17 protein-coding genes are annotated in these 21,910 nt (G+C 69.6%); 5 read left to right on the top strand and 12 right to left on the bottom strand.

Annotation, left to right across the window (positions count from 1 at the left end):
- Together MZTS_RS08405 and flhA are read right to left on the bottom strand one after the other, a co-directional pair.
- On the bottom strand, positions 1–1,095 hold a 1,095-nt coding region (locus MZTS_RS08405), incomplete at its 3' end, for a cache domain-containing protein (protein ID WP_343068723.1).
- Between the two features lie 79 nt (positions 1,096–1,174).
- Positions 1,175–3,319, bottom strand: a complete 2,145-nt coding sequence (gene flhA, locus MZTS_RS08400) for a flagellar biosynthesis protein FlhA (RefSeq protein ID WP_192283187.1) — start codon at positions 3,317–3,319, stop codon at positions 1,175–1,177.
- A 256-nt stretch (positions 3,320–3,575) separates the two neighbouring features.
- On the opposite strand from flhA, the gene MZTS_RS08395 reads away from it, so the two are divergent.
- A complete protein-coding gene (locus MZTS_RS08395; protein ID WP_192283185.1) occupies positions 3,576–4,268 on the top strand; it encodes a hypothetical protein in 693 nt (230 codons plus the stop codon).
- Positions 4,269–4,304: 36 nt separating this feature from the next.
- On the opposite strand, the gene MZTS_RS08390 is transcribed toward MZTS_RS08395, so the two are convergent.
- Positions 4,305–5,549 carry a KpsE/RkpR family capsule polysaccharide export protein gene (locus MZTS_RS08390; RefSeq protein ID WP_192283183.1) on the bottom strand — a complete coding sequence of 415 codons (1,245 nt, stop codon included), beginning with the start codon at positions 5,547–5,549 and terminating at the stop codon, positions 4,305–4,307.
- 135 nt (positions 5,550–5,684) lie between these two features.
- Positions 5,685–6,338 (bottom strand): ATP-binding cassette domain-containing protein, encoded by a 654-nt coding sequence (locus MZTS_RS08385; RefSeq protein ID WP_192283182.1) that lies wholly within the window; start codon positions 6,336–6,338, stop codon positions 5,685–5,687.
- A 514-nt stretch (positions 6,339–6,852) separates the two neighbouring features.
- Here MZTS_RS08385 and MZTS_RS08380 point away from each other — a divergent pair.
- Positions 6,853–7,161: a hypothetical protein gene (locus MZTS_RS08380; protein ID WP_009862196.1), complete on the top strand. Its 309-nt coding sequence runs from the start codon at positions 6,853–6,855 to the stop codon at positions 7,159–7,161.
- Between the two features lie 73 nt (positions 7,162–7,234).
- Here the strand turns inward: MZTS_RS08380 and MZTS_RS08375 are convergent, their stop codons facing one another.
- The 8 genes from MZTS_RS08375 to MZTS_RS08340 all read right to left on the bottom strand — a co-directional run bounded on the left by MZTS_RS08375 (position 7,235) and on the right by MZTS_RS08340 (position 17,644).
- Positions 7,235–9,553, bottom strand: coding sequence for a Tex-like N-terminal domain-containing protein (locus MZTS_RS08375; protein WP_192283189.1), 2,319 nt, complete (start codon positions 9,551–9,553; stop codon positions 7,235–7,237).
- 141 nt (positions 9,554–9,694) lie between these two features.
- Positions 9,695–10,225: a gamma carbonic anhydrase family protein gene (locus MZTS_RS08370; protein ID WP_192283181.1), complete on the bottom strand. Its 531-nt coding sequence runs from the start codon at positions 10,223–10,225 to the stop codon at positions 9,695–9,697.
- A gap of 88 nt (positions 10,226–10,313) precedes the next feature.
- Positions 10,314–10,493 carry a hypothetical protein gene (locus tag MZTS_RS08365; protein WP_009861323.1) on the bottom strand — a complete coding sequence of 60 codons (180 nt, stop codon included), beginning with the start codon at positions 10,491–10,493 and terminating at the stop codon, positions 10,314–10,316.
- A gap of 70 nt (positions 10,494–10,563) precedes the next feature.
- A complete protein-coding gene (locus tag MZTS_RS08360; protein ID WP_192283180.1) occupies positions 10,564–11,451 on the bottom strand; it encodes a hypothetical protein in 888 nt (295 codons plus the stop codon).
- Positions 11,448–13,523 (bottom strand): glycosyltransferase, encoded by a 2,076-nt coding sequence (locus MZTS_RS08355; protein WP_192283179.1) that lies wholly within the window; start codon positions 13,521–13,523, stop codon positions 11,448–11,450. The genes MZTS_RS08360 and MZTS_RS08355 overlap by 4 nt, the downstream gene beginning before the upstream one ends.
- Positions 13,520–15,406: a glycosyltransferase gene (locus MZTS_RS08350; protein ID WP_192283178.1), complete on the bottom strand. Its 1,887-nt coding sequence runs from the start codon at positions 15,404–15,406 to the stop codon at positions 13,520–13,522. The genes MZTS_RS08355 and MZTS_RS08350 overlap by 4 nt, the downstream gene beginning before the upstream one ends.
- Positions 15,406–16,131, bottom strand: a complete 726-nt coding sequence (locus MZTS_RS08345) for a hypothetical protein (protein ID WP_192283177.1) — start codon at positions 16,129–16,131, stop codon at positions 15,406–15,408. The genes MZTS_RS08350 and MZTS_RS08345 overlap by 1 nt, the downstream gene beginning before the upstream one ends.
- 127 nt (positions 16,132–16,258) lie before the next feature.
- Positions 16,259–17,644, bottom strand: coding sequence for a M20/M25/M40 family metallo-hydrolase (locus MZTS_RS08340; RefSeq protein WP_192283175.1), 1,386 nt, complete (start codon positions 17,642–17,644; stop codon positions 16,259–16,261).
- Between the two features lie 260 nt (positions 17,645–17,904).
- On the opposite strand from MZTS_RS08340, the gene MZTS_RS08335 reads away from it, so the two are divergent.
- Genes MZTS_RS08335 through MZTS_RS08325 form a run of 3 tightly spaced genes read left to right on the top strand, consistent with a single transcriptional unit; the run spans position 17,905 to position 21,710 of the window.
- Positions 17,905–18,429, top strand: coding sequence for a (2Fe-2S)-binding protein (locus MZTS_RS08335; RefSeq protein WP_192283173.1), 525 nt, complete (start codon positions 17,905–17,907; stop codon positions 18,427–18,429).
- Positions 18,426–19,439 carry an FAD binding domain-containing protein gene (locus MZTS_RS08330; RefSeq protein WP_192283171.1) on the top strand — a complete coding sequence of 338 codons (1,014 nt, stop codon included), beginning with the start codon at positions 18,426–18,428 and terminating at the stop codon, positions 19,437–19,439. The genes MZTS_RS08335 and MZTS_RS08330 overlap by 4 nt, the downstream gene beginning before the upstream one ends.
- A 9-nt stretch (positions 19,440–19,448) precedes the next feature.
- Positions 19,449–21,710: a xanthine dehydrogenase family protein molybdopterin-binding subunit gene (locus tag MZTS_RS08325; protein ID WP_192283169.1), complete on the top strand. Its 2,262-nt coding sequence runs from the start codon at positions 19,449–19,451 to the stop codon at positions 21,708–21,710.
- The last annotated feature ends 200 nt before the right edge of the window (positions 21,711–21,910 follow it).

Genomic DNA, 21,910 nt, shown 5'->3' with positions numbered 1-21,910 from the left:
CGCCGTCGCGGCGGCGGCCGCAGCCACGGTGTTGACGTTCGAGGTCGCCTGCTCGGCCGCCGCCGCGACGGCGGTCGATTGGCTCGCGGTCTGGTTCGCAGTGCCGGCAAGGCTCTGGGCCGTGGACTGGAGCTGTGCCGCCGCGCCGCCGATGGTGCTCACGATTCCCGTAATCATGCCCTCGAAGCCCTGGATCAGGTCGCTGAGCCGCTCGGCCCGCCGCACCTTCATCGCCTGGTCGGCCTCCTGGATCTGCTGCAGTCGCGCCCGCTCGATGGCGTTGTCGCGGAAGACCGCCACCGCGCGCGCCATGGCGCCGACCTCATCCTGCCGCGCCGTTTCGGGGAGGGCGATGTCGGTGCGGCCGGTCGCGAGCGCGCCCATCGTCCCGCGCAGGGCGTTCATCGGGCGCACGATCGAGCGGATGATGGCCCAGGAGACCGCGGCGAGAACCAGGAGGATGCCGAGGGCGATCACGCCGAGGCGCAGGATCTGCTCCCACAGCGCGGCCCTCAGGTCGTCGAGATGAACACCGGTCGCGACGTAGAGCCCCCACGGCGCGTAGAAGCGGAAGACGCCGAGCTTGGCCGTCGCCTCCGCGTCGGGGGTACGCTTCCACGTATAGACGACCGAGGCCATGCCGTCGCGGACGGCGCGGGGCAGCACGTCCGCGATGAAAGCGAAGCCGGTCGTGTCCTTGAGGCCGCTGAAATCGCGCCCGAGCAGCGTCTGGTCCGCATGAGCGACCACGGTGACGGCGCGGTCGTAGACGAAGACGTAGCCGTCCTTCCCGTGCCGCATCGCCGCGACATCGGCATAGGCTGCGGCGCGGGCCGAGGCTTCCGGCATCTCGCCCTTCTCGGCGAGGCGGCGGTAACGGTCGATCAGGTTGACCGCCGCTTCCGTCATCAGCGAGAGGCGGTTCACGCGCTGCGTGTACATCGCATCGTACTGATAGGTCAGGGCGACGGTGGAGATCGTCAGCAGGCTCAGAGCCGCGAGAGCCACCAGGGCATAGAGCTTTCTCGGAATGTCGAAGCGGAGCACGGCAGGACCCTCGCGCCCGTCATCGCCATCGGTGAGAGGCGGCGGCACGATGTGACCTTTCCGCCATTAAAAAAGATAAAAAGCCTCGCAGTCGATCCGGCCCGCTCAGGACTTTCTTTTCGCCCCGCTACACCGATCCAACCGTCCGCAGCCGCGCGCGGGGGTGGATCTCGGCCTGGCTCATCACCGGCGTCTCGCGGCGGAAGCGCTCGATGATCGAGCGGACGAAGGGGCGGGCCTGGACCGAGGTCACGAGCACCGGCATCTCACCCAGGCGCGCGGCCTGCTCGAAGCGGTCGCGCACGGTGTTGACGAATTCGGTGAGCTTCGAGGGCTGCATGGCGAGGTAGCGCTCCTCGCGCTCGCCGACGATCGATTCGAGGAAGGCCTGCTCCCAAGCCGGGGACAGGGTGATGATCGGCAGCGTCCCGTCCGGCCCCTGATATTGCGCGCAGATCTGGCGGCCGAGGCGGGCACGGACATGCTCGACGATGTCGCGTGGGTTCTTCACATGGCCGGCGACCTCGGCGATGCCCTCGACGATGGAGCCGAGATCGCGCACCGAGACCCGCTCGGCAAGCAGCAATTGCAGCACCCGCTGGATTCCGGTGGTGGCGATCTGCGCGGGCACCACCTCCTTGAGCAGCTCGGTATGCTCCTTCGGCAGCTCGCGCAGCAGCTTCTGCACCTCGACATGGTTCAGAAGCTCGGAGACATGCGCCTTGATCACCTCGGTCAGGTGGGTCGAGATCACGGTGGCCGCATCGACCACGGTGTAGCCCTTGAGCTGGGCCTGATCGCGCAGCGAGGCATCGACCCAGGTGGCGGGCAGGCCGAAGGTCGGCTCCAACAGATGCTGGCCGGGCAGCTGCACCTGACCGCCCATCGGGTCCATCGCCATGAACTGGCCGGGGAAGACCTGTCCGGTGCCGGCCTCGATCTCCTTCACCCGCACCACGTAGGTGTTGGCCTCCAGGCTCACGTTGTCGAGGATGCGCACCGAGGGCATGACGATGCCGAGTTCCGCCGCGAGCTGGCGGCGCAGGGCCTTGATCTGATCCGTGAGCCGGTCCTGGCCCTCGCCGTTGACCAGGGCCAGCAGGGCGTAGCCCATCTCCAGCTTGAGGTCGTCGAGCTTGAGGAGATCCGTGACGGTCTCCTCCGCCGGAGCCGCGCCGGGGGCGGCGGGAGCGCCCGGCGTGCCGTCCGCCGCGGGCGGAGGATTGTCGCGCTGGGTCTTGGCGATGCGCCAAGCCGCGTAGCCGGAGGCGCCGCCGAGCGCCAGGAAGGGCAGCATCGGCATGCCGGGCAGGAGCGCGATCAGCACCATGACGCCGGCCGACATGCCGAGCGCCTTGGGATAGTTCGCCATCTGCTTGCCGAGCGCCTTGTCGGCCGCGCCCTTCACGCCGGCCTTCGAGACGAGGATGCCGGCCGCCGTCGAGACGATCAGGGCCGGCACCTGGGAGGCCAGCCCGTCGCCGATGGTGAGCAGGGTGTAGGTCTTGGCGGCTTCCGCAAAGCCGAGGCCCTGCTGGGCGACGCCGATGATGATGCCGCCCACCACGTTGATGCCGGTGATGAGGAGCGCGGCCACCGCGTCGCCGCGCACGAATTTCGAGGCACCGTCCATGGCGCCGAAGAACGAGGATTCCTCCTCCAGGGCCGCGCGCCGGGCCTTGGCCGCCTTCTCGTCGATCAGCCCGGCGGAGAGGTCGGCATCGATCGCCATCTGCTTGCCGGGCATGGCGTCGAGGGTGAAGCGGGCGGCGACCTCGGCGATGCGGCCCGAACCCTTGGTGATGACGACGAAGTTCACGATGATCAGGATCGCGAACACGATGATCCCGATCACGAAATTCCCGCCCATCACGAAATGCCCGAAGGCCTCGATGACGTGGCCGGCCGCCGCCGTGCCCTCGTGACCGTGCCCGAGGATGAGGCGCGTCGAGGCGAGGTTCAGCGCCAGCCGCAGCATGGTCGCGATGAGCAGCAGGGTCGGGAAGACGGTGAATTCGAGCGGGTTGTCGATGAACAGGCCCGTCATCATGATCAGCACGGACATGATGATCGAGACGGCGAGCAGGAGGTCGAGCAGGACCGCCGGCAGCGGGAAGATCAGCACCGCGAGGATGCTCATCACCGCCGCGGCGAAGAACAGGTCGGAGCGCTTGGACAGAGCCTGAAGGCTCGCCCGGTCCGGCAGGCGCAGGGCAGACAGGCCGCCGAACCCGCCGGTGCCCGCCGGCACGGCCCTGGCCGTCTCGCTCATCGCCACCCACCCCCCGGAGGAATCGTCGTGCGCGCCCGCTCGAACGACCGCACCCGGCAGGATTTGCCGGGTGCAGGGTTAGCGAGACGTTAACGTCGGAGAGGAACCTGAGCAGGCGAAGGGGGCTTGGACAGCAAAGCGGATCCACGATCCGCGCCGCCCCCGCGAGGGGGCATTCGGCCACGCTCCGCCCGCTTCGACGAACGGGACGAACGGACCTTCGGGCGGGCCGGCACGAAGAGCGAGAGGAACGACCATGGCAGCACGCGCCGTCACCGCCCTGTTCGACAGCCAGGAGGATGCCGCCCGCGTCGTGGACCGCATCGAGGCCGAAGGCGTACCCCAGACGCAGATCGGGATCGTCTCCAGGCATGAGCCCGGCGCGGCCGGGACGGCCGGGCAGGATCCCGGCGGCACGCACGCGTCGGCGCACGGGAATCCGGCCGCCGACGGCGCGGGCGCCGGCGCCACGGTGGGCACGGTGCTCGGGGGCGGGGCGGGTCTGCTCGCCGGCCTCGGCCTGCTCGCCATCCCAGGAGCGGGCCCGGTGGTGGCGGCCGGCTGGCTCGTCGCCGCCCTCTCCGGGGCCGGTGTCGGCGCCGCCACCGGCGGGCTGATCGGAGCCCTGACCGGCACCGGCCTGAGCGGGGCCGATGCGGAGACCTATGCGGAGGGTGTGCGGCGCGGCGGGACGCTGGTCACGGTTCAGGCCGATGGCGAGATCGCCGACCGCGTCATCGCGCTGATGCAACGCGGCGGAGCGATCGACCTCGACGAGCGGGCAGAAGGCTGGCGCGCCCAGGGCTGGACCGGCGGCACGGCGGGAGGGGCCCACGCGACCGCGACGCCCGGCCCCGAACTCGACCCGGCCCTGACGCCGGAGCCGGGGACACCGGCCGATCCGACCGCGCCGGCTCCGACACGCCGTCCGCCGGGGGAGATCGCCTGATCCTGACGCCGATGCGCCGGAAGGCCGTCGGCCCGGTCAGCTGTACAGGTATTTCCGGATCAGCACGCTCAAGCCGAACACGGCCATCGCCACCAGCGCGACGATGCTGGTGATGAGATGGCGGCGCGGCTCGATGGCCGAGACGGGAACCACCGGCTCGACCACGGGGGTGAAGAACTCGATCTGGCGGTTGGCGACGATGCGGGCCTGCTCGCTCGCCGCCAGCACCTTGTTGTAATACAGCAGCGCGTTCTTGCGCTGAGCTTCCAGCGCCTCGAATTCCGTCATCGCCTCCGACAGCAGGCGGCGCTGCTCCGGATCGGTGCTGGTCATCTGCCGCTCGATCTTCTCGATATTGTCGTCGAGATCCTGGATCTGCGCCTTCAAGTCCTGGATCTGCCGCCGCTCGGGGGCGAGGTCGCGCAGGCTCTGATTGAGCTGGACGGAGAGGTCGATGCGCTTCTTGCGCAGCTCCGCGATGACCGTGAGATTGTTCTTGTTGGCCGATTGCGCGTCCAGCACCCCGGCCCGGTTCCGCAGATCACGCATGGCGCGCTGCGTGCTGAGCAAGCGCTGCTCGGCGTTCTTGAGCTCGTCGGTGCTCTCGGAGAGAGCGGCGTTGCGCGCCTTGAGGCTGAGCTCGTTCACCATGCGCTCGCTCTCCGTCAGGATCGCGCGGGCGAGATTGTAGGATTCCTGCGGATCGAAGGCGCTGACCTTGAGCAGCACGATGCCGCCGTTGCTATCGACCGTCGTGGTCACGCGCTTGTGCCAGTAGCGCATGAACAGCTCGATCGGCTCGTCCCGCCCGGTCCGAGAGAAGATGTCGATGCTGTCGCGGGAGAACATGTCCCGGAGCGGCATCTGCCGCTCTATGGTTTCGATCATCTGCCGGCTGGCGATGTAGCTCGTGGTGATCAGCGTGTCCTGCGCGATCATCTGCTTCGACAGGGAGCTGTTGTTGCCCGTCTCTTCGCTCTGGACCTTGTCGACATTGCCGAGCGCCGGGCGGATGGCGAAGCGGGCCTCGGTGACGAAGCGATCGGAGGCGATGAGGTAGAAATAGCCCGCCGTGATCAGCGTCGGCAGGGCGAAGATGAGCAGGAAGAGGACGGGAATCCAGGGATCGCGCCGGACATGCGTCTGGTAGGCGCGGATGCCCTTCTTGTGGTCGGACTGGCGCGCGATGCGGGCAAACCGCTTGAGCGATTCCGCGACGGCGGTGGAGCGGTCGGCGGTCGTGAGCTGTGCGCCGGAAGGGCTGCTGATTTCGGTGCTCATGGTCCCAGTGCTCGCCTGCGCCTCACGGTCCGCCCCGTTCCGCCGCGGGCGGCAGCGAAGCGCACGATGTCGTCTCTGGCCCGTCCCCGCGGCGAAAGCGTGTCCGAGCCATGTAGCGGAATCGACGATGGCCGCTCAGCTGTTCAGGCGCCGATAGGCCGTGATGGCGTCGTTGACGTCGTCGTAGACCACGGCCTGACCGTTGATGAGGATGATCGCCTGGCTGCAATACTCGCGGATCTGTTCCATGCTGTGAGAGATCAGGATCACGTCGGCCGTCTCACGGCGCTTGTTGAAGAGGTCCGCACAGCGCTTCTGGAAGCGCGCATCGCCGACCGACAGGGTCTCGTCGATGAGGTAGCAGTCGAACGGGATCGCCATGCTCATGCCGAAGGCGAGTCGGGAGCCCATGCCCGAGGAATAGGTGTTGACCGGCATGTTCAGGTAACTGCCGAGTTCGGAGAAATCCTCGACGAATTCGAGCACGCGGCGCGGATCCTCGCCGTAGATGCGGGCGACGAAGATGACGTTGTCCCGGCCCGTCATCTTGGCGTTGAAGCCGCCCGCGAAGCCGAGCGGCCAGGACACGCGCAGGCCGCGGAAGATCCGCCCCCGGGTCGGCTCCTCGACGCCGGCGATCAACTTCATGGTCGTCGATTTGCCGGCACCGTTGATCCCCATGATGCCGTAGCTGATGCCGGGCTTCAGGGTGAAGTTCACCCGGTCGAGGATGGTCCGCCGCCGCCCATAGGTAGAATAGATCTTGGTGACGTTCTCGAAGCGGATCACGGTTCGATAAGCTCCACCGGCGGATGATGCGGGCCGGCCCGCCACCTCGCGCCGCCGACGATCCGGTCGGCCAGGTTTTTGCGCCAGGTTTTGCGGCAGCAGGTTGCACCCGCAGTCGTGACCGGGAGGAAACCGGAAAAAGCGGCGAATCTGAGGGTGACGCTCCGTGACGGCGACCACCGCCGGACGGGAGCGACGCTGCTCCAGGCCGCCTCGGGCAGGGCGAAGCAGCGATCCGGCGCGGGAGCAACCACCCGACTATCCATTATAGTCATAACTGAAATTCTTTTTGCAGCCAGAAATGAAACATTCGATATGTTTCAGACCTTGCCGTGGATGCTCTACTCTCCGGCATCGGATCAATATGCAAGCGTTTTTCTGCCTCAAACCCTAAATCTGTTCCAATCTTCATTCTCGACCCATGCGATGCGTCCGATGGCGCGGCGTGCGACACAGACGCTTTGCTCCGGTGCAAATTTTCCTCTAAGTTGCTTTTCAAGCTACGGAGCGAACCTTGAATCCAGATCTCATCGAGACCCGTGAGGAGGCTCTGGCACTGGTCGATGCCGACCTGATCACAATTCAGGATTATATTCTTCTGGCGGGCTTCAAGGGATGGAGCTTGGACGGCACAACGTCCATCCAGGCCGCCCCCATGCAAGCCGAACCGGCTACCGGCAGCTCCGATCCCCGGTTCGAAATCGTCAGCTTCAGCGCAAGACGGCAGGCGGCGCCCCGAGCATCGGTGCCGGAGCCTCCCCGCCACGAGAAGGGCCGCGTCCTGTCATTCAGCCGGCCGCTCCGCCTGGAGCATTGCCGCTGATCCGCCCGCACGGGTGTTGCCTTTGGGCCGCCCGGACCTCGCATCGTCTATGACGGCGTCCCTCACAGCCCCGTCATGACCGCTTGGGCAGCGGGGCACCGGCCCGCCGGAACGCGTCCGCGAGCGCGCCCTGAGGCTGGGCCGCCGGGGCCGGACGCGGCGGCCGTGCCCCTTCACGCGGGCCGCCCGGGCGCGGAGCCGATGCGGGGGTCCCGTCGATGGGATCGTCGAGGCGCATCGACAGCGAGATCCGCTTGCGCGGCACATCGACGGCGAGGACCAGCACCCGCACCACGTCGCCGGTCTTCACCACCTCGGAGGGCGAAGCGATCCGCTTGCGCGCCATCGCCGAGATGTGGACGAGGCCGTCCTGATGCACGCCGATATCGACGAAGGCGCCAAAGGCCGCGACATTGGTGACCACGCCCTCCAGCTGCAGGCCGGGCTTGAGATCGGTGATCTTCTCGACGCCTTCCTGGAAGCTCGCGGTCTTGAAGGCGGGCCGCGGATCGCGCCCCGGCTTCTCCAGCTCGGCGATGATGTCGCGCACGGTGGGCACACCGAAACGGTCGTCGGCGAAGGCGGCCGGGGAGAGCTGCCGCAGCGCGGCCGTGTTGCCGATCAGGAGGCGGATGTCGCTCTTGGTCGCCTCGAGGATGCGCCGCACCACCGGATAGGCTTCCGGGTGGACGCCGGAACGGTCGAGCGGATCCTCGCCGTCGGGGATGCGCAGGAAGCCCGCCGCCAGCTCGAAGGTCTTGGGGCCCAAGCCCGGCACCTTCTTCAGGGCGGCGCGGGTGCGGAACGGGCCGTTGGCGTCGCGATGGGCCACGATCTTCTCGGCGACCGACTCGCCGAGGCCCGAGACCTGGGCGAGCAGCGGGCCTGAGGCCGTGTTCACATCGACGCCGACGGCGTTCACCGCATCCTCCACCACCGCCGAGAGCGAGCGCGACAGCTTCTGTTCGGTCACGTCGTGCTGATACTGGCCGACGCCGATGGATTTCGGATCGATCTTCACGAGTTCCGCCAGCGGGTCCTGCAGACGCCGGGCGATGGAGACGGCGCCACGATGCGACACGTCGAGATCCGGCAATTCGCGGGTGGCGATCGCCGAGGCCGAGTAGACCGAGGCACCGGCCTCCGACACCGTGACCTTGGCCATCTTCAGCTCGGGAACGGCCGCGAGGATCTCGGTGGCGAGCCGGTCGGTCTCGCGGGAGGCGGTGCCGTTGCCGATGGCGATCAATTCGACACCGTGCTGGCGGCAGAGCCGGGACAGGGAGGCCACGGCCTCCTTCCAGCGACGCTGCGGCTCGTGCGGATAGGTGGTCTCCACCGCCACCACCTTGCCGGTGCGGTCCACCACCGCCGCCTTCACGCCGTTGCGGTAGCCGGGATCGAGGCCGAGCGTCGCCCGGCCGCCGGCGGGGGCGGCGAGCAGCAGATCCCTGAGGTTGCCGGCGAACACCTTGACCGCCGCCTCCTCCGCCCGCTCGAACAGGCGGGCGCGCAGATCGGCCTTGATGCCGGTGCGGATCTTGGTGCGCCAGGCGGTGCGGACGACATCGAGCAGCCACGCATCCGCCGGCCGGCCCCTGGCGGCGACGCCGAAGCGGCGGCAGATCGCGAGCTCGAACGGACCCGGCACGCCGGGCGGAGACTCCTCGCCCTCGGCGGTCAAGGCGATGTCGAGCACCTCCTCCTTCTCGCCGCGGAACAGCGCCAGCACCCGGTGCGAGGGCATCCGCTCCAGGCGCTCGCGCCAGTCGAAATAATCCGAAAACTTCTGGCCCGCCGCCTCCTTGCCCTTGCGCAGCTTCGAGACGGCCTCGCCGGTGCGCCAGACATCCTCGCGCAGGCGGCCGATCAGGTCGGCATCCTCGGCGAACCGTTCGATCAGGATCGCCTTGGCGCCCTCCAGGGCCGCCTCGACGGTCTCGATGCCCTTGGCCGGATCGACGAAAGCCTGCGCCGCCCGCTCGGGGGCCGTTTCGGGCCGGGCGAGCAGGGTCTCGGCCAGGGGCGCGAGGCCGGCCTCGCGGGCGGTCTGCGCCTTGCTGCGGCGCTTGGGCCGGAACGGGAGATAGATATCCTCCAGCCGCGCCTTGGTGTCGGCGGCGGCGATGGCGGCGGCCAGCTCCGGGGTCAGCTTGCCCTGGGCGCGGATGCTGTCGAGGACGACGGCGCGGCGGTCGCGCAGGTCGCGGAGATAACCGAGGCGCTCCTCCAGGCTGCGCAGCTGCGCGTCGTCGAGGGAGCCGGTGGCCTCCTTGCGGTAGCGGGCGATGAAGGGAACCGTGTAGCCGCCATCGAGCAGATCCACGGCGGCGGCCACCTGCCCCTCCCGCACACCGAGTTCCTCGGCGATCAGCAGGTTCACGCTCTTCACGGGCAGGCCTCGGTCGTGGTGGGCGGGGGCATCGATGCGGTGGGCCGTGTCCTTCTCCGATCCCGGCGGCGGGTGCAAGGCACCGCCTCACGCGGCATCTGCTCGCCCCCTCCGGGACGGCAGGGGCCGCCCTCGGCGGGATCAGCCGATTTCCGTGAGATCGCTCCTGAAGCGCCGGGCATTGGCGACGTAATGGGCGGCCAAGGCCCGGTTGGGGGCTTCGAGTTCGCTGCCGCGGGTGGAGGCCACCCGTGCCGGCACTCCGACGATGAGGCTTCCGTCCGGGAATTCGGCGCCTTCCCGCACCAGCGCATTCGCCCCGACGATGCAGCCGCGCCCGATCCGGGCTCCGTTGAGGATGGTGGCCCCCATGCCGACCAGCGAGGCCGCTCCGATGGTGCAGCCATGGACGATGGCACGGTGGCCGACGGTGACATCCTCCCCGATCGTCAGCGGAAAGCCCGGATCGGAGTGGAGCACCGCACCGTCCTGGATGTTGGTGCGGTTGCCGATGGTGATCGGTTCGTTGTCGCCCCGGATCACCGCGCCGAACCAGACGCTCGCCTCGCACCCGATCAGGACGCGGCCGATCACCCGCGCATCCGGCGCGATCCAGATGCCGGCCGGATCGGCGATCTGCGGTTCCGTCTCGCCCAAGCGGTAGAGCGCCATGCGGGTCCTCTCCTCAACCGGCCCGGCGCGCCGCCGCTCAGCCGATACCGGAGATAGAGCACGGCTCCAGCGCCGAGGCGAGGGCGCGTCAGAGTTTGCGGATCGTCTCCTCGATCCGCTCGGCCTCCGCCTCATCGACCTGGACGGGCCGGCCGCTATCGTCGGGAATGCCCTCGCCGGTCTGTGCGATGGTGTCGTCGCGTGGCCGGGCATTCGGCCCGGTCGAGTCGGGGCGCTCCTCGCGCTTCTGCCGGTCGTCGGTGGTCATGGCGGCTATCCTGCTCCGTCTCCATCCCGGAAACGCAAACCGCCCGGCCGGTTTCCCATGACGGAGCCGATCAGAGGGCCGGCCATCCCTCCCCCTTCGCCAGCGACCGGGCGGAGAGGATGCCGCCTGGGAACAGGGCCGCCACGCCCGGCCGCTTCAGGCGCAGATCCCACACCCGCAATTCGGCGTAGCGCAGGCTCAAGAGCCGGCCGTCGCCCGAGCGGGTGAGGAAGCAGCGCTCGAAGGCGAGGAGCTGGGTCGGCATCGGCGGATGCGGTCCGGCGCCCGTGTCGATCTCCAAAGCCACCGCCTCCTGTCCACCGGCCTCGAAGGCGCGGACGGCATCGAGCAGGGCATCGTACTCGACGCCGTCGAGGCAGAGCTGCAGGCACAGACGGGGCGCGAAGCTGGCCTGCGGGTCGAGGGGGCCGTGCCGCAAGAGGGTCAGGACGAAGCGCCCGCCCTCCGCCTCGGGCAGGGTGAGGATGTGATCCTCCGCCACACCGTCGAGGGCGCGCAGGCGGTCCGGCTCGATCGGCGAAGGCGCGGCCTCCCGGCCCTCGGTGCGGCCATCGTTGCGGAAGTGCAGGAGCGGGTTGATGCCGGCCGCCACCACGTCGGGATAGCGGGCGAGGTAGAGGCTGGTGCTGAAGGCCGGGCTCGGATCGAGGCCCTGCGCCGCGCCGATCTGCAGATAGTGGCGCAGGGGATCGAGTCGCGTCCGGCCGCTCTGGCGGCGATAGAAGGCGGTGTCGAAATCCGCGTTCGGGTTGCGGTCCCTGCGGGCACCGATCCACGCGTAATGCAGGAACGGATCGAGGCCGCTGCGCGCCACGCCGGGATTGCGCTCCCGGTAATAGGCGGCGTCGAACAGTTTCGGCACGCGGCCGATCACGGCGCGGCGCAGCAGGCCGGTGGCGAGGCCGACGATGCGCGCCAGGGGGGATTGCGCGCTCATGCGACCACCTGCGCCTCACAGAGTCGCCGGATCGCGGCGGAGAAGGCGGCGGCGTCGCAATCCTCGGCGATCCTGGCGAGGCCGCCGCTCCGCACCGCCTCCCACCGGGCGGCATCCTCATGCAGGGTGACGAGGGCCTCGGCGAAGGCGTCGGGATCGCGCCAGTCCCGCACCAGGAAACCTTCACCCTCGGCCCAGCCGACCTGATCGGCCAGGATCGGCGTGACGACGCAGGGCAGCCCCCGCGCCACCGCCTCGTGGACCTTGTGCGGGATGCCGGCGGCGAAGCGGGTCGGCGCCAGGAACACCCGCGCGGCGTCGAGTGGGGGCTCGGTCCGGGGCACCCGGCCGGTGACGGTCACGCCGGGCTCGCGGGCGTAGCGCGCGCGGATCTCCGGCGCGATCCCGCCGACGATCGTGAGGGTCGCATCCGGCAGCCGCGCCCGCACCATCGGCCAGACATGCGCGAAGAACCAATCGAGGGAATCGACATTGGGCTGCCCTTCGCGGGCGAGCGCGCCGACGAAGACGAAGCCGGCGCGTTCGGCGAAATCCGGCGTCGGCGCCTCCGGCAGGCTGAGGGCGTGGCCGAGCACGGCGGCGTTGCAGGCGCGGTAGCGGGCGAGCACCCGCGCCTCGGCGTGAGAGACGCAGACCACCGCGTCGGCGAGGCCGAACAGACGCGTCTCGCGCTCCGCCTGCCAAGCGAGGTCGGCGGCGACGGCGCTGCCCCGGGTCGCGGCCTCGGTCACGAAGTCGCGCAGGGCGAACAGGGCCTCGGAGTCGAAGATCACCTTCGAGCGGACGAAGCTGCGGGGATCGAGCCCGGCGGCGTTGAGGGCCTGGGTCACGAACAGGATGTTGTGCGGCCGGCTGACCCAGAGCACGTCGTAACGGTCGCGTCGCTCCTGAATCAGGCGCGAAAACCCCTCGTCGCCGCTGGCATGGACGATCTCGATGCGCTCATCGAGGTCGCGGTAGCGCTGCGATTCCTCCGCATCGGCCTCGTAGTTCGGGAAGAAGGTGACGGCGTAGCCGAGCCCCGCCATGGCGTTGAGGATGGCGTTGGCCCGCGGCAGGCCGGCGCCGAGATCGAGATGCGGCACCCGGTCATCGACGTAGAGCACCCGCAGCCGCCAGGGATCGTGATCGATCAGGCCACCGCCCTTCGGCTGCGGTCCCTGCTCGAACAGGGCCGCCCTGTGCCGGTCGAGGAAGCGGGCGCGGTTGCGGTCGAGCAGGGCCTCCACGTCCTCGCGGCGGGCGCTGGTGGCGTTCTCGTAATGGATCGCGGTGGCGCGCGGCTGCACGATCACCCGCCGCCCGGCCTGATGGCAGCGCAGACAGAGGTCGGTGTCCTCGAAATAGGCCGGCGCGAACAGCGGGTCGAACCCGCCGAGCGCCTCGAACAGCGTCCGCTCGATCATCAGCACGGCGCCCGAGACGTAGCCGACATCGCGGGTCACCGCGTATTCGGGGGCGAGCGGGTCGGCGTTACCGCGTCCGTATGGATGGGTGAGCTGGGCGTCGTCGCGGAAGCCGGCGCCGGATTCCTGCAGAAAGCCGCCGGGGAAGACGAGGCGGGCGCCGACGATGCCGGCGCCGTCATGATCGCGGAAGGTGGCCACCATGGCCGCCAGCGCGCCGGGCAGCAGGTCGACATCGGGGTTGAGGAACAGGACGAAGCGCCCCCGCGCCCGCGCCGCCCCGGCATTGCAGGCGGGGCCGAAGCCGGTATTCGCCTCGTTCTCGATCAGCGTCACCCCGTCGAGCCGGCCATAGAGGGCGCGGGTCTCCGGCGTGGAGGCGTTGTCGACGAGGATGACCTCGAAGGGGGTGCCGGCGAGCGCCTGGCCGGCGCAGAGCCGGTAGAGCGTGAGCGCCAGGAGGTGGCGGGCATCGCGGGCGACGATGACGATGGACACCTCCGGCTCCGCCAAGGGGGCGAAGGCGAAGCGGACACCGTTGCGGAAGAGCGATTCCCAGATCAGCGCCGCCTCGGCCAGGGCGGCGCGGCGGCCGATACCGGGATCGACGGTGTCGAGCAGGGGGATGGGGGGTGACGCGCTCATGCGGCGGACGCTTCCTCCGGCAGGGCGATCCGGCCGATGCCGTCATCGGTGAGGAACAGGAGGTGGCCGCCGGTCGGCGGGAGCGCGGCGGCGCCGCGCAGGCTCAGGCTCACCGGAACCGGGGCGGGCAGCCGCCCGGTCCGGTTGTCGTAGGTCTCGATCTGCCGGCGCTGCAGTGGCGTCACCCGTTCCAGCCGCAACTCGTGAACGTGCTCCCCGGCCAGGAGGAAGGCGGCGGCCGGATGCGATCCGCTCGCCAGCACGCCGGGCAGCAGGGTGACGATCTCGATGCGCTCGCCCGCGCATCCGACGATCCGCCCCTCCGTCTCCCAATCCGCCTCGATCCGCGCGAAGGCACGGGCCAGGGCCGCGCGGGCCGCAGGTGGGAGCGTCCTGTCACGTACCCATTCCGGGGAGAGCGCGACATCGAGGGCGCCGAGATCCGGCGGGCTCCCCTCGCCACCGGCCTCGGCGCGGGCGAACCAGCGGCGGCGCAGCGGGGTATAGACCTCCGCGCGGCTCTGGCCGGCACGCCGCTCGGTCGCCACCAGCACGCCGTGATCGGGATCGGCGGCGATCAGGGAGCGGGCGGAGATCTCGCAGGTGAGGACGAGGCCGCCGCCTCGTGAGACGGTCGTCTTTTCCCCCTCATGGGAAGGTGCCCGGGACGGGTCCGGCGCGGAAGGCACCGCCGTCCCCCTTCCCGAGCCGCCCATTCCTGCCCGCAACAGGGCGATCAGCTCCGCCTCCGCCGCCAGCGCCGTCTCCGCGTAGCGGGCGTAGAGCGCCGCGCTCGCCCGCGTCAGCCGGGCCAGCGCCTCCGGGTCGCCGGCCACCGTCAGCACCGCCTGCTTCACGCCGTCCGCATCCCGGCAGCGATGGGCGGGCTCGACCGGCTCGAAGCCTTCGAGGCCGATCTCGGTGCCGATGACCGGGCGGCCGAAGGACAAGGCCTCGCCGACCTTCATCTTGAGCCCGGACCCCATCAGCATCGGCGCCACGACGAGATCGGCCTGGGCATAGAAATCCTCGAGCCGGTCGAGATAGCCGAGCAGGCGCAGCCCCGGCCCCTCCACCCCCGGCAGCGAGCGGCAGATCTCTCCGGCGATGACCAGTTCCGGCCGGTCCGGCGTCCAGCCCTCGCGCCAGCTGCGGATGAAGCGGCCGATGGAGAACAGGTTCGGATCGTTGCCGTGGCCGAGAAAGCCGATGCGCGCGACCCGCTCCGACACCGCGAACGGCTTCCTCTCCGGGAAATGCGGCGGCAGCAGCAGGACGCGGCTGTCGGTCAGTTCGCGGAAGGCACGGGCCTCCGCCGCCTGGATCGCCAGCACGACATCGGCCCGGGCGAGCCCCGCCGCCTCTCCGGCCGCGTCGGTGTAGAAGAAGTTCGGCTCGGCGCGGAACGGCCGGTACTGGGTCTGGCGGCCGGCGAACCGGTCATGGGTGTCGATCAGCGTCAGCACGCCCGGCGGCACCCGCTCCAGGACGCGGGACAGGAAGACGTAGTTCACCAGCACGGCGCCGGTCGCGGGGAACTCCGAAACATACCACGCGATGAAATCCCCGACCTCGTCCGGGCACCATTCGTCGATGCCGAAGGCGTTCGACCGGGTCTTGAGCGGAATCACGCTCCGGGCTTCGATCAGGAAGACGTTGCGGAACGCCGCCTCCATCGCCGCGCCATCGGTCGGCGGGTGCTGGCCGAAGCGGCGATAGATCTGATCCTCGTGGGCGTAATAGGCGAGGTCGATGGCGAAGCCGCCGCGGGTCAGCGCCTCGCAGGTGGCGACGAGGCGGCGGCGGTTGCCGGCGCTGGCGGGCGCCGACGGCATCGGCGCGAGCACGAGGATCGCGGGCTTGTCCGCGCCTTTGGGCTGCATCAGGCGGCTCTCGTCGCAAGCGGCGTGAAGCCGTGGGCGTGAAGCGCGATAGCGCGGTCGGGCCGCCCCTCGGGCGCGGCGCCCCAGAGCGGTGCGACGGCGAGATGCTGGCGCGGGCCGCCGGCAAAGCCCAGCCGCGACGACACCACCCGGGCGCAGCCCCAGCCGGAGCTGGTCCGGAACAGAAGGCCGTGCGGGATCGCGCCGCCGCGCAGCGTCCAACCGCCCTCCTCCCCCGCGAGGTCGGGCGCATCCTCGGGCACCGGCAGCGCGGCGACCGCCGCTTCGACGAGCCCGAACAGATCCCCGAGCGACGCCAGCGCCGTCGCACCGGCGGAGAGCAGCGCCCGCGCCAGCAGGTCGCGCTCGGTCGCGCTCAGGGCTTCCGCCGAGGTTGGTTCGAGGCGCACCGCGATGTCGCGGAAATGCGTGGCGACGGTGAGTGTCTCGTCGGCCAGCGGCCGCCCGGCGGCGAGCGCCAGCAGGCAGACCGGTCCCACCGCTCCGGCTCGCAGCCCTGGCTCCGTCGCCCTGTCTTTGGCCGAACCGGCATCGCCTTCGGCGGAGAGCGCCCCAAGCCCGGCAAAGGCCCAGGTCACGAGCCGCACCTCCTCCGGCACCGCCACGCCCAGGGGGATCGGCAGCGACGGCGGCAGGGGAAAGCGCAGGAGGCTGGCCTTCGCGGCGCAGGCGATGAGCTGGCCGGGGACCGGGACGGTGCTCATGCGCCGCGTCCGGTGAGCGAGCCCGCTCCCCGGTCATCCACCCGCGCCCTGATCCTGAGGTACCGCGAAGCGGCCCCCTCAGGATGAGGGGAATGGATGGGAGACAGCGGCGTCACGCGACCCACTCTCACGCCGCAGCGAGGGCGGACAGGATGCGCGCCCAGGAGCGCGTGCCCTTGTGGAAGCTCGTCAGCTCGTACTTCTCGTTGGGCGAGTGGATGCGGTCATCGTCGAGGCCGAAGCCGATCAGCAGGGTATCGAGGCCGAGGATGCGCTTGAAGTCGCCGACGATCGGGATCGAGCCGCCCGCGCCGACGGCCACCGCCTCGCGGCCCCATTCCGCCGAAAGCGCCCCCTGCGCCGCCTCGAGCTGCGGCATGTCGTAGGGCAGCGCCACCGCGCGCGAGCCCTTGTAGCAGATCACCTCCACCGAACAGTCGGCGGGCACGCGCTCGCGCACGAAGGCCTCGAAGGTCTTCGAGAGCTGCTCCGGGTCCTGATCGTCCACGAGCCGGAACGAAACCTTCGCGGAGGCCTGAGAGGCGATGACGGTCTTCGTCCCCTCGCCCGTGTAACCGCCGATGATGCCGTTGACGTCGCAGGCCGGGCGCGACTGGATCAGCTCGATCGGCAGGCGCCCGCGCTCGCCCGCCGGCTGTTTCAGGCCGATGGGACCGAGGAATTTTTCCGCCGTGAGGCCGAGCGACCGCCACTGCTCCAGCAGTTCCGGCGGCGGCTCGCGCACGCCGTCGTAGAAGCCCGGCAGCGTCACCCGGCCCTCGGCATCGTGCAGGTCGGCGATGATCCGCGACAGCACGTGAATCGGGTTCGCCGCCGCCCCGCCGAAGAAGCCGGAATGCAGGTCGCGGTCGGCGCAGGTCACCTTGATCTCGTAATAGGCGAGGCCCCTGAGCGAGGTGGTGATCTGCGGCGTCTGCCGGTCCCACATGCCGGTGTCGCAGACGAGCGCGACATCGGCCTTCAGCCGCGCGCGGTTGGCCTCGACCCATTCCGGCAGTCCCTGCGAGCCGTTCTCCTCCGCCCCCTCGATCAGGATGGTGACGCCGACCGGCAAGTCGCCGTTCATGGCGAGATGCGCCCGGCAGGCCTCGACGAAGGTCATCACCTGACCCTTGTCGTCGGAGGCGCCGCGGGCGACGATTCTCTTCGTGCCGTCGGCCTCCTCGATCCGCGGATCGAACGGCGAGGTGCGCCACAGGTTCAGCGGATCGACCGGCTGCACATCGTAATGGCCGTAGAACAGCACGTGCGGCGCGCCCGGCTTGGGGCGATGCGCCAGCACCACCGGATGCAGCGAGGTCTCCTCCACGCTGGTCTCGAATCCGAGCGCGGTCAGGTTTCCTTCGAGCCACTGCGCCGCCTCGCGGCAATGGCCAGCATAGGCCGGGTCGGTCGAGATCGAGGGGATGCGCAGCCACGCGAACAGCCGCTCCAGGGCGTTGTCCAGATCGCGGTCGATGTCGTTGAGGACGGGGTCGAGTGCGTCGGCCATGGCGGCTCCTCGAAAGCAGCGGGCGATGAGCGTTAGCCGAGCTTCCCCCTCGGCGTAACCCCGAATGCGCCGCGAAGCCCCGGAGGGCCGCATCCCCAGCCCGGAGCGGAACAGGGCCACCTTGGAACAGTTATCGACACAACCCGGCGCGGGCCGCGAGCCTGCGCCCTTCCCAGACGCGACACCCTGTCCGGATCCGACGCGCGACCGCCCGTCCCGCGTTTTCTCCGGTAGGGCTGCGCCTCATCGCGGATTCAACCATGCTCATCGACAGCGGTTCGCCCGGCGCGGTCGGGACAATCGGGATTACGCTCACCATCAACGGCGAGCGGCGTGAGCTTCAGGTGGCGCCCTGGACCACCCTGCTCGACCTCCTGCGCGAGCGCCTGGATCTCACCGGCACGAAGAAGGGCTGCGACCACGGCCAGTGCGGCGCCTGCACCGTTCTGGTGAACGGCACGCGCATCAATTCCTGCCTAACCCTGGCCGTGATGAAGGACGGCGCCGAGATCACCACGGTCGAAGGGCTCGCCGGCCTCGGTCAGCGCGAAGGCAAGAACAGCCTCCACCCGATCCAGGAAGCCTTCGTCGAGCACGACGCCTTCCAGTGCGGCTACTGCACGCCGGGCCAGCTGTGCTCCTCGGTCGGCCTGATGAACGAGGGCCATGCCAAGACCCGCGACGAGATCCGGGAGGCGATGAGCGGCAACATCTGCCGCTGCGGCGCCTACACCAATATCGTCGATGCCATCGAAGAGGTGATGCACCAGGGAGACGCCCGATGAACCGCTTCGATTACGTCCGCCCCGGCACGGTGGCGGAGGCGGTGCAGGCCCTCGGCGCCGATCCGGCAGCCCGCTTCATCGCTGGCGGCACCAACCTCATCGACCTGATGAAGTACGACGTCGAGAAGCCCGGCAAGCTGATCGACATCACCCGGCTGCCCCTCGGCGAGATCGAGGAGAGCGACGGCGGCCTTCGCATCGGTGCGCTGGTGACCAATGCAGCCCTGGCCTACGATGCGCGGATCAAGGAGCGCTACCCGCTCCTGTCGAGTGCGATCCTGGCCGGCGCTTCGGCGCAGCTGCGCAACGCCGCCTCGACCGGCGGCAACCTATTGCAGCGCACCCGCTGTTACTACTTCTACGATACGGCCACGCCCTGCAACAAGCGCGAGCCCGGCACCGGCTGCTCGGCCATCGGCGGCGTGAACCGCATCCACGCCATCCTCGGGGCGAGCGATCAATGCATCGCCACCCACCCGTCCGACATGTGCGTGGCCCTGGCCGCGCTGGAGGCGACGGTGCAGGTGAGCGGGCCGCAGGGCGACCGCGCGATTCCCTTCGCCGAGTTTCACCGTCTGCCCGGCGACGAGCCGTCCAGGGACACCAATCTCGCGCCCGGCGAGATCATCGTCGCCATCGACCTGCCGGCCCAAACCTTCACCACGCACTACACCTACCTGAAGCTGCGCGACCGGCTCTCCTACGCCTTCGCCCTGGTCTCGGTGGCCGCCGCCCTCGAACTCGACGGCCAGACCATCCGCACCGCCCGCCTCGCCCTCGGCGGCGTCGCGCACAAGCCCTGGCGCAACGGCGAGGCCGAAGCCCTGCTCCAGGGCCAGACCGCCACGCGCAAGACCTTCGAGGCGGCGGCCGACCTGATCCTGCGGGAGGCCAAGCCGCAATCGACCAACGGCTTCAAGATCGAGCTGGCGCGCCGCGCCATCGTCCGCGGCCTCGAACAGGCCGCCGCCGGCACGCCCCAGTCCCAGTCCGACAAGCGCATCCAGTAGGAACCTGCCATGACCGTTCAGATCAGCACGGCGGCCGGGCGCGACCGGTTCGTCGGCAGCGCCATCAGCCGCGTCGACGGCCCGGCCAAGGTCACGGGCCTCGCCAAATATGCCGGCGAGTTCGCCGCCCCCGACCTCGCCTACGGCGTGGTCGTGTCGAGCGCCATCGCCAAGGGCCGCATCAAGGGCATCGACGCCGCCGCCGCGGAAGCGGTGCCCGGCGTGATCAAGGTGATCACCCACGAGAACCGCCCGGCCACCTCCGACAAGCCGGAGGATTACCAGGACGCGGTGGCGCCCCCCGGCGCGCCGTTCCAGGCTCTGGCCTCCGACCGGATCGTGTTCTCCGGCCAGCCGGTCGCCCTCGTGGTCGCGGAGGATTTCGAGACCGCGCGCTACGCCGCCTCACTGGTGCGGGTCGATTACGAGGTGACGGCGCCTCAGACCGACATCGCCGCGCGGACGGACGATTCCTACGATCCGCCGATGAAGCGAGAAGGCATCAAGCCGCCGCCGGAGCCGTGGGGCGACGCATCCAAGGCGTTCGATGCCGCGGAGATCCGTGTAAGCGCCCAGTACCGGATGGCCGACGAGCACCACAATCCGATGGAGCCGCACGCCTCCACCGTCGTCGTGGAGAAGGACGGCACCTACACCGTCTACGACAAGATCCAGGGTGTCACGAACACCCACCAATATATCGGCGGCGCCTTCGGCCTGAAGCCGGAACAGGTGCGGGTGTTGAACCCCTATCTCGGCGGCGGCTTCGGCTCGGGGCTTCGCCCGCAATACCAGCTGTTCCTGGCGATGCTGGCGGCGCGTGACCTCGGCCGCTCGGTGCGGGTGACGCTGACCCGCGACCAGATGTGGTCCTTCACCTACCGCTCGGAAGCGATCCAGACCGTCGCCCTCGGCGCCGAGCGAAGCGGCAAGCTCACCGCGCTCAAGCACGATGCGGTGCAGGGCACCTCGACCTACGAGGATTACCAGGAGGTCGTCGTCAACTGGTCGGGCGTCCTCTACGAGTGCGACAACGTCGCGCTGAATTACAGTCTGACCAAGATCGATACGCCGACCCCCGGCGACATGCGCGCGCCGGGTGCGGTGACCGGTGTCTACGCCATCGAGACGGCGATGGACGAACTGGCCTACGCCACAGGCCAGGATCCGATCGAACTGCGCCTGAAGAACTACACCGACCACGACCAGACCGAGGACAAGCCGTTCGGCTCGAAGGCGCTGAAGGATTGCTTCCGCCAGGGTGCCGAACGCTTCGGCTGGAGCCGGCGCGATCCGCAGCCGCGCTCCATGCGGGAGGGCCGCGAACTGGTCGGCTGGGGCATGGCGACCGGCATCTGGGAATCGATGATGATGCAATCGAGCGCCCAGGCGGTCCTCACCGCCGACGGACGGCTCGAGATCGGCAACCAGACCGGCGACCTCGGCACCGGCACCTACACCATCCTGACGCAGATCGCCGCCGACACGCTGGGCCTGCCGCTGGACCACGTCACGACCAAGCTCGGCGACACCAAGCTCGCCCAGGCGCCGGTGGCCGGCGGCTCATGGACGGCCGCCTCCTCCGGCACCGCCGTGATGAAGGCTTGCCGCGACATCGCCGAGCAGGCGTTCAAGCTGGCGCGCGGCTTGGAGAACTCACCGCTCGCCAATGTCGATTTCGAGCGCGTGGTCTTCTCGAACGGCCGGATCGAGGTGACGGGCGATCCCAGCAAGAGCATCGCCCTGACCGATGTGCTGAAAGCGTCCCGGACCGAGAAGCTCGAAGCCACCGGCGAGGCCGCCCCGGACAAGGATTTCGGCGAGCAGTACAACGCCTACACCCATTCGGCGATCTTCGCGGAGGTGAAGATCGACGAGGAACTCGGTGTCGTGCGCTGCACCCGCGTGGTCTCGGCCATCGCGGCGGGCAAGATCATCAATCTCAAGACGGCCCGCAGCCAGATCCTCGGCGGCATCGTCATGGGGATCGGCTCGGCCCTGCACGAGGAATCGATGCTCGACCACCGCATCGGCCGGTTCATGAACCACAATCTCGGCGAGTATCACGTGCCGGTTCACGCCGACATCCCCGACATCGACGTGATCTTCGTCGACGAGGAGGACAAGGCGAACCCCCTCGGCGTGAAGGGCCTCGGCGAGATCGGCATCGTCGGCGTCGCCGCCGCGATCTCGAACGCGGTCTTCCACGCCACCGGCAAGCGCATCCGCCACCTGCCGATCACCATCGACAAGATCGTGGCCGAGGGCTGATGCTCCGGCACGGCCGCACCGAAGACGCCAGCAGATCCCCCTCCCCCTCCGGGGAGGGGTTTTCGGGGTGCGCGGCAGAGCGGAAGCCAGCACCGGGCCTGGACGGATCCGCCACCGCCGTCGCGCGGGGAGACTGAGGGCGAGGGGCGAGCCCGTGCCTCGCACCGTTCCCCGAGCTTGCCCCGCGCCTTGCCCAGCCC

The organism is Methylorubrum zatmanii (genome assembly GCF_014845115.1).
Lineage (GTDB): Bacteria > Pseudomonadota > Alphaproteobacteria > Rhizobiales > Beijerinckiaceae > Methylobacterium > Methylobacterium zatmanii.
This window is presented reverse-complemented; position numbering and strand designations above follow the sequence as displayed.

Bases quoted from the DNA above. Each gene is read 5' to 3' on its own strand.
- MZTS_RS08345 (WP_192283177.1), bottom strand. From the start codon at position 16,131: ATGAGCACCGTCCCGGTCCCCGGCCAGCTCATCGCCTGCGCCGCGAAG.
- MZTS_RS08370 (WP_192283181.1), bottom strand. From the start codon at position 10,225: ATGGCGCTCTACCGCTTGGGCGAGACGGAACCGCAGATCGCCGATCCG.
- MZTS_RS08365 (WP_009861323.1), bottom strand. From the start codon at position 10,493: ATGACCACCGACGACCGGCAGAAGCGCGAGGAGCGCCCCGACTCGACC.
- flhA (WP_192283187.1), bottom strand. From the start codon at position 3,319: ATGAGCGAGACGGCCAGGGCCGTGCCGGCGGGCACCGGCGGGTTCGGC.
- MZTS_RS08390 (WP_192283183.1), bottom strand. From the start codon at position 5,549: ATGAGCACCGAAATCAGCAGCCCTTCCGGCGCACAGCTCACGACCGCC.
- MZTS_RS08340 (WP_192283175.1), bottom strand. From the start codon at position 17,644: ATGGCCGACGCACTCGACCCCGTCCTCAACGACATCGACCGCGATCTG.
- MZTS_RS08330 (WP_192283171.1), top strand. From the start codon at position 18,426: ATGAACCGCTTCGATTACGTCCGCCCCGGCACGGTGGCGGAGGCGGTG.
- MZTS_RS08350 (WP_192283178.1), bottom strand. From the start codon at position 15,406: ATGCAGCCCAAAGGCGCGGACAAGCCCGCGATCCTCGTGCTCGCGCCG.
- MZTS_RS08395 (WP_192283185.1), top strand. From the start codon at position 3,576: ATGGCAGCACGCGCCGTCACCGCCCTGTTCGACAGCCAGGAGGATGCC.
- MZTS_RS08355 (WP_192283179.1), bottom strand. From the start codon at position 13,523: ATGAGCGCGTCACCCCCCATCCCCCTGCTCGACACCGTCGATCCCGGT.
- MZTS_RS08335 (WP_192283173.1), top strand. From the start codon at position 17,905: ATGCTCATCGACAGCGGTTCGCCCGGCGCGGTCGGGACAATCGGGATT.
- MZTS_RS08360 (WP_192283180.1), bottom strand. From the start codon at position 11,451: ATGAGCGCGCAATCCCCCCTGGCGCGCATCGTCGGCCTCGCCACCGGC.
- MZTS_RS08325 (WP_192283169.1), top strand. From the start codon at position 19,449: ATGACCGTTCAGATCAGCACGGCGGCCGGGCGCGACCGGTTCGTCGGC.